The organism is Mesorhizobium sp. M7A.F.Ca.CA.003.01.2.1, assembly GCF_003998945.1.
GTDB lineage: Bacteria > Pseudomonadota > Alphaproteobacteria > Rhizobiales > Rhizobiaceae > Mesorhizobium > Mesorhizobium ciceri.
This window is the reverse complement of the sequence record NZ_RZRA01000327.1, coordinates 1-5,475: the sequence shown is the minus strand read 5'-3', so window position 1 is coordinate 5,475 and position 5,475 is coordinate 1. Positions and strand designations below refer to the sequence as shown.

At 62.9% G+C, this 5,475-nt stretch carries 6 protein-coding genes and 1 pseudogene; all 7 read right to left on the bottom strand.

Going from position 1 to position 5,475, the window contains the following annotated elements:
- On the bottom strand, positions 1–1,144 hold a 1,144-nt coding region (gene leuC, locus EN969_RS15085), incomplete at its 3' end, for a 3-isopropylmalate dehydratase large subunit (protein ID WP_127419216.1).
- Positions 1,145–1,471: 327 nt separating this feature from the next.
- Complete coding sequence (locus EN969_RS15075; RefSeq protein ID WP_063169534.1) at positions 1,472–2,107, bottom strand: class I SAM-dependent methyltransferase; 636 nt, start codon at positions 2,105–2,107, stop codon at positions 1,472–1,474.
- Between the two features lie 54 nt (positions 2,108–2,161).
- A complete protein-coding gene (locus EN969_RS15070; protein ID WP_027163295.1) occupies positions 2,162–2,971 on the bottom strand; it encodes an amino acid ABC transporter permease in 810 nt (269 codons plus the stop codon).
- Between the two features lie 201 nt (positions 2,972–3,172).
- On the bottom strand, positions 3,173–3,970 hold the full coding sequence (locus tag EN969_RS15060; protein ID WP_013528864.1) for a transporter substrate-binding domain-containing protein: 798 nt from the start codon (positions 3,968–3,970) through the stop codon (positions 3,173–3,175).
- Between the two features lie 177 nt (positions 3,971–4,147).
- The gene (locus EN969_RS15055; protein ID WP_013528863.1) at positions 4,148–4,657 is read right to left on the bottom strand and encodes a MarR family transcriptional regulator; all 510 of its coding nucleotides are present in this window, start codon (positions 4,655–4,657) and stop codon (positions 4,148–4,150) included.
- Complete coding sequence (locus tag EN969_RS15050; protein ID WP_013528862.1) at positions 4,654–5,067, bottom strand: organic hydroperoxide resistance protein; 414 nt, start codon at positions 5,065–5,067, stop codon at positions 4,654–4,656. The genes EN969_RS15055 and EN969_RS15050 overlap by 4 nt, the downstream gene beginning before the upstream one ends.
- A 156-nt stretch (positions 5,068–5,223) precedes the next feature.
- Positions 5,224–5,475, bottom strand: a pseudogene (locus EN969_RS15045) (50S ribosomal protein L19); the annotation flags it as partial.

Genomic DNA, 5,475 nt, shown 5'->3' with positions numbered 1-5,475 from the left:
AGCCCGGCACGATCATCGCATCGACATGCGGGCTGACCGTCTTGCCTTCGACCACCTTGGCGACGGCGCGCAGATCCTCGATGCGGCCATTGGTGCAGGAACCGATGAAGACGCGGTCGAGCGTGATGTCGGTGATCCTGGTGCCCGGCGTCAGACCCATATAGTCGAGCGCGCGCTGCTTGGAGGTGCGCTTGTTCTCATCGGTGATGTCGTCCGGGTTCGGCACGATGCCTTGCACCGACACGACGTCCTCGGGCGAAGAGCCCCAGGAGACGATCGGCGGCAGCTTGGCCGCGTCGAGCACGATCACCTTGTCGAAATGCGCGCCCTCGTCGGACTGTAGCGTCTTCCAGTATTCGAGTGCCGCATCCCAGGCCGCGCCCTTCGGCGCGCGGGGCTTGTCCTTGACATAGGCGAAGGTCGTCTCGTCCGCGGCGATCAGGCCGGCGCGCGCGCCGCCTTCGATCGACATGTTGCAGATCGTCATGCGGCCCTCCATCGACAGCGCACGGATCGCCTCGCCGGCATATTCGATGACATAGCCGGTGCCACCGGCAGTGCCGATCTCGCCGATGATGGCCAGGATGATGTCCTTGGCGGTGACACCTTCCGGCAATTGGCCGTCGACACGCACCAGCATGTTCTTGGCCTTGCGCTGGATCAGCGTCTGCGTCGCCAGAACATGCTCGACCTCGGATGTGCCGATGCCATGCGCCAGCGCGCCGAAAGCGCCGTGCGTCGAGGTGTGGCTGTCGCCGCAGACGATGGTCATGCCGGGCAGTGTAAAGCCCTGCTCCGGACCGATGATGTGGACGATGCCCTGGCGGATATCGTTCTCGGAATAATATTCGACGCCGAAATCCCTGGCGTTCTTGGCCAGCGCCTCGACCTGGATGCGGCTTTCCTCGTTCTTGATGCCGAACTTGCGCTCGGGCGAAGTCGAGACATTGTGATCGACCACGGCCAGCGTCTTTTCCGGATGCCGGACTTTACGGCCGGTCATGCGCAGGCCTTCGAAGGCCTGCGGACTGGTCACTTCATGGACCAGGTGGCGGTCGATGTAGAGCAGGCAGGTGCCGTCTTCCTGGCGATCGACGACATGGTCGTCGAAAATCTTGTCGTAGAGGGTGCGCGGTGCGCTCATGTGCGTAAATCCGTCGATATGAGAATGGGAAAGAGCAGGTGCCGGACCTCCGGCCCGGCGAAACGACCCCGATGGGTCGGCCTAGGGTAGTCGGCTGGTCAGCGCCCCGGACACGCGCGCGGAGAAGCGCGACGGCAGGCGTTTTCTGTCCTGCAGCACGAACCCCTTGTAGGCCGGATCGCCAAAAAGCTCTTCCATGGCGTGGCTCATATCAATGTTTTGGGTTTTCGGCAATTGGAAGCTGCCTTCGCAGAACTCGGGTTCCTCGTCCTCACTTCCACACCTTCAGGGGGAGAGGAAGGAAGCCAAGATCGGAGAACGCGCCGCTCAGATCACTTCAAACACAAAAGTCTTCACCAGCGCATCCGGCTCGGCGATCGCATAGCAGCGGAACCACGGGCTTTCCTCGACCGGCCGCCATTTCCCAGTCTGCTCCAACTCATCGAACACCGCCTGGAAGCCGCCGCTCTCGAACACCCGGTCGCGCACGGTGAAGATCGCATGGCCGCCCTTGCGGGTGATGCGCACCAGTTCGTGCAGGCCTGTCGCCGGCGCATGGCTGATGGTGAACACGCCTGTCGAGAAGAAGGCGCGGAAATACCCGTCCGGCCACGGCAGCGGACCGCCCAGCATTGCCTGCTTCAGTTCGCTGTAGGCATTGCGGCTGCCGGCGATCTTCAGCATATCGTCCGAGAGGTCGAGCCCCGCAATGTCGCGGTAGCCGAGCGCATTCAGCGACGGTCCCGACAGGCCGGTGCCGCAGCCGGCATCGAGCAACGGGCCATCGCCCGCCGGCACATGGCGCGCCACCCAGGCGGTGATCAGGAAAGGCAGGAGGTAGCCGAGCGAGGCGGTCTCGCTGTCATAGGTCCCGGCCCATGCGGCATAGGCCTCTTCAAGCGCTTCCGGCGTGTCGGCCGTATAGACGGAATCCAGCGCCGCATTGGCTTTGTCGACGATCATGGGACCTCCTCAACGGGAATGCTCGGGGATCGTAGCGCTGCCTTGGCCGAAAAACTATTCCTCGTGCTGGCGGCGCAGCCGCCGTTCCAGCGCCCTGAGCGCCAGCGACAGGCCGACGGTCAGGATGAGGTAGATGTAGGCTGTTATCGAATAGGTCTCGAAGAAGCGAAAGGAGCCGGCGGCGTAGACCTTGCCCATCTGCGTGATGTCGGCAACGCCGAGCACCGAGACCAGCGAGGAATCCTTGACCAGTGCGACGAAATCATTGCCGAGGGGCGGCAGGATGGTGCGGATCGCCTGTGGAAACACGATGAGCCGGAAACGCTGCGCGCGGGTCAGCCCGAGCGCCTTCGCCGCTTCGATCTGGCCCTTCTCCACCGCCTGGATGCCGGCCCGGAAAACCTCCGAGATGAAAGCCGAATAGCCGATGGTCAGCGCCATGATGGCGCGCCACAACAGCGACACGTCGCGCACCAAAAGCTCGCCGAACAGGCCGGCGCTTTGCAGCGGCGCGGTCAGCGCGTTCCAGGCCGCGACGAAGGCCGGCGCGCCGGCAAAGGCGATCCAGAACAACAGCACCAGGATCGGCACGCCGCGGATGATCTCGACATAGAAGCGCGCGATCTGGCGCAGCCAGCGCGAACCCGACATTCCCATCAGCGCGATGCCGAGCCCAATGGCCGACGCCAGCACGAAGGCAATCACGGTGACGAAGATGGTGACGCCGATGCCCTTGGCGACCGTGGCGAACACCTGGGCATAGAGATTGCTGGTGGCGACGAAGACGGCCACCGCGATCGCGATGGTCACGGCCACGACGAGCCACCAGGGGAAGTCGGCTTTGGAGGAAGAGGCGGGAGGCATCAAAAGGATTGCGCCAAGGCAGCCCCCTCTGGCCTGCCGGCCATCTCCCCCTCAAGGGGGGAGATTGGCAGCTTCGTCGACGGCACTCTTTTTACAACTTTGGTGATTGGTGAAAGCGGAAAAAACAGCCAATCTCCCCCCTTGAGGGGGAGATGCCCGGCAAGGCAGAGGGGGGCGTTCAAGCGCGAAGTCAGTGCGAAATCACTGCCCCATCTTGTAATCAAGAAACCACTTCTTGTTCAGCGCATCGAACGTCCCGTCCGCCTTCAACGCCGCAATCGCCGCATTGACCGGCTTCACCAGGTCGGAACCCTTCGGGAAGATGAAGCCGAAATCCTCGGTGCCGAGCGGTCCGCCGATCAGCTTCAGCTTGCCCTCGGAGGCGTCGACATAGCCCTTCCCCGCGGTGCCGTCGGTCAAGACGACGTCAACGTCGCCGGATTTCAGTGCCTGCACCGTGGCGCCGAAGGTCTCGAACAGCTTGATGCGCGGGTTCTGCTCATTGCCGTCGAGCACGCTGTAGACGGCGGTGTAGAAGGGCGTGGTACCGGCCTGCGCGCCGATCAGCCCATCCTTGAAGGCGCCGAAGGTCTTGGCGTCGGTGAAACGGCTTTCATCGCCGCGCACCAGCATGAACTGTTCCGAGCGCATATAGGGGTCGGAGAAATCGACCTTCTCCTTGCGGTCGTCCTTGATGGTGATGCCGGTCATGCCGATGTTGTACTGGTTGTCGGAAACCGCCTGGATCATCGCGTCCCAGGATGTGTTCTGGTACTCGACGGCGAAATTCAGCCGCTTGGCGATCTCGTTCATCGCATCATATTCCCAGCCGATCTGCTTGCCGGTCTTGGCATCGATGAACTGCAGCGGCGGATAGGCGTTTTCGGTCACAACCACCACCTTTTTGCCGCCGAGGTCGGGCAGCGCCTGCGCAAAGGCGGCAACGGGTACCAGGACGAGGGCAAGCAGGCCTGCCAGCAGCAGTTTCGATTTGGTCATGACACACTCCCCGGAAATTGAAGGACCCGGGCACGGCCGGGCTTGTAGGAAAATCCGGCGCCGACTTTAGCTTTCCGCAAGCGTCATGCAAGACGGTCCGCTGCGTCAGCGCGCGCGAAAAGGGATTCCGATGCCTTCATTTCCGGGATTCAGGAATGAACGGTGTCGCGGCAGCGATCAGCTCCGCTTCACGATGCCGGCATCCGCCTTGCGCAAGCCGGAGACGAACCGTGTCAGCGTGCGGTGCAGGGATTTCAACTCGTCGGCATCCAGCGGCAGGTTGCAAAGCATCGCCGCCGGCACGCTTTTGGCCTGCTCACGCAACGCTTGTCCCTTCGCTGTCGGCTCGACCAGAACCCGGCGCTCGTCGGCGGGGTCGCGCCGGCGTGTGACCAGGCCACCGGCCTCCAGCCGCTTGAGCAGCGGCGTCAGCGTCGCCGAATCCAGCCCGAGCGCTTCGCCAAGCTCGCCGACCGTGCTTGGAGCCCGTTCCCAGAGCGCCAACATGGCCAGATATTGCGGATAGGTCAGGCCGAGCGGATCGAGCAGCGGGCGGTAGAGCTTCGTCATCAGCCCGCTTGCCGAATAGAGCGCGAAGCAGAGCTGTTGGTCGAGCCGCGGAACGTGAAACGTCCCGGTGGCCTCCGCCGGGACGTCCCTGGTGCTCTTTGTCGTCTTTTCCGTCATGCCGCCTTTACCGAAAGCGCTACGTCGACATTGCCCCTGATGGCGTTGGAATAGGGGCAGATCTTGTGCGCCTCCGATACAAGCGCTTCCGCCGCCGCCTGATCAAGGCCTTTCGTTTCCGCCGCGAGCGCGACACCGAGCTTAAAGCCTTCGCCATCGGGAAGCAGGCTGACGGTGGAGGTTACCCCGGCATCCGTCAGCGACAGCTTCTGTTTGCGCGCGACAAAGCGGATGGCGCTTTCGAAGCAGGCGGCATAGCCGATAGCGAACAGTTGCTCGGGATTGGTGGCGCCCCCCGGCCCGCCGAGTTCTTTGGGCATTGCCAGATCGACCTTGAGCAGACCGTCGCTGGTCTCGCCATGGCCGGCGCGGCCGCCGGTGACGTGAGCCTGTGTGGTGTAGAGTGCCATATCAAATCTCCAATTACTTTGTGCGCGATTATTTAGTTCACAAAGTAATGCGCCGTCAACAGCCGGATCCTGTGTCTGGCGCTGAAAGCGTTCACAGTCTGGTGAAACGAAAAAAGGCGGCCGAAGCCGCCTTTTTGAATGGGATTTCCGAAAACCTTATTCGGCAGGGGTCGCTTCTGCGGCGGCCTTGGCTGCTGCTTCGGCCTCGGCGGCGGCCTTCTTCTCGGCGGCGTCCTGGGCGGCCTTCTCGACGGCCAGGGCCTCGGCTGCTGCCACCTTCTCGGCTTCGATACGGGCCTTCTCGGCGTTCAGCGCATCGCGCTCCTCATCGTTCAGCTTGCGGGCGCGCACGCCGGTGTTTTCAGAAATACGGGCCGATTTGCCGCGACGATCGCGCAGGTAGTAGAG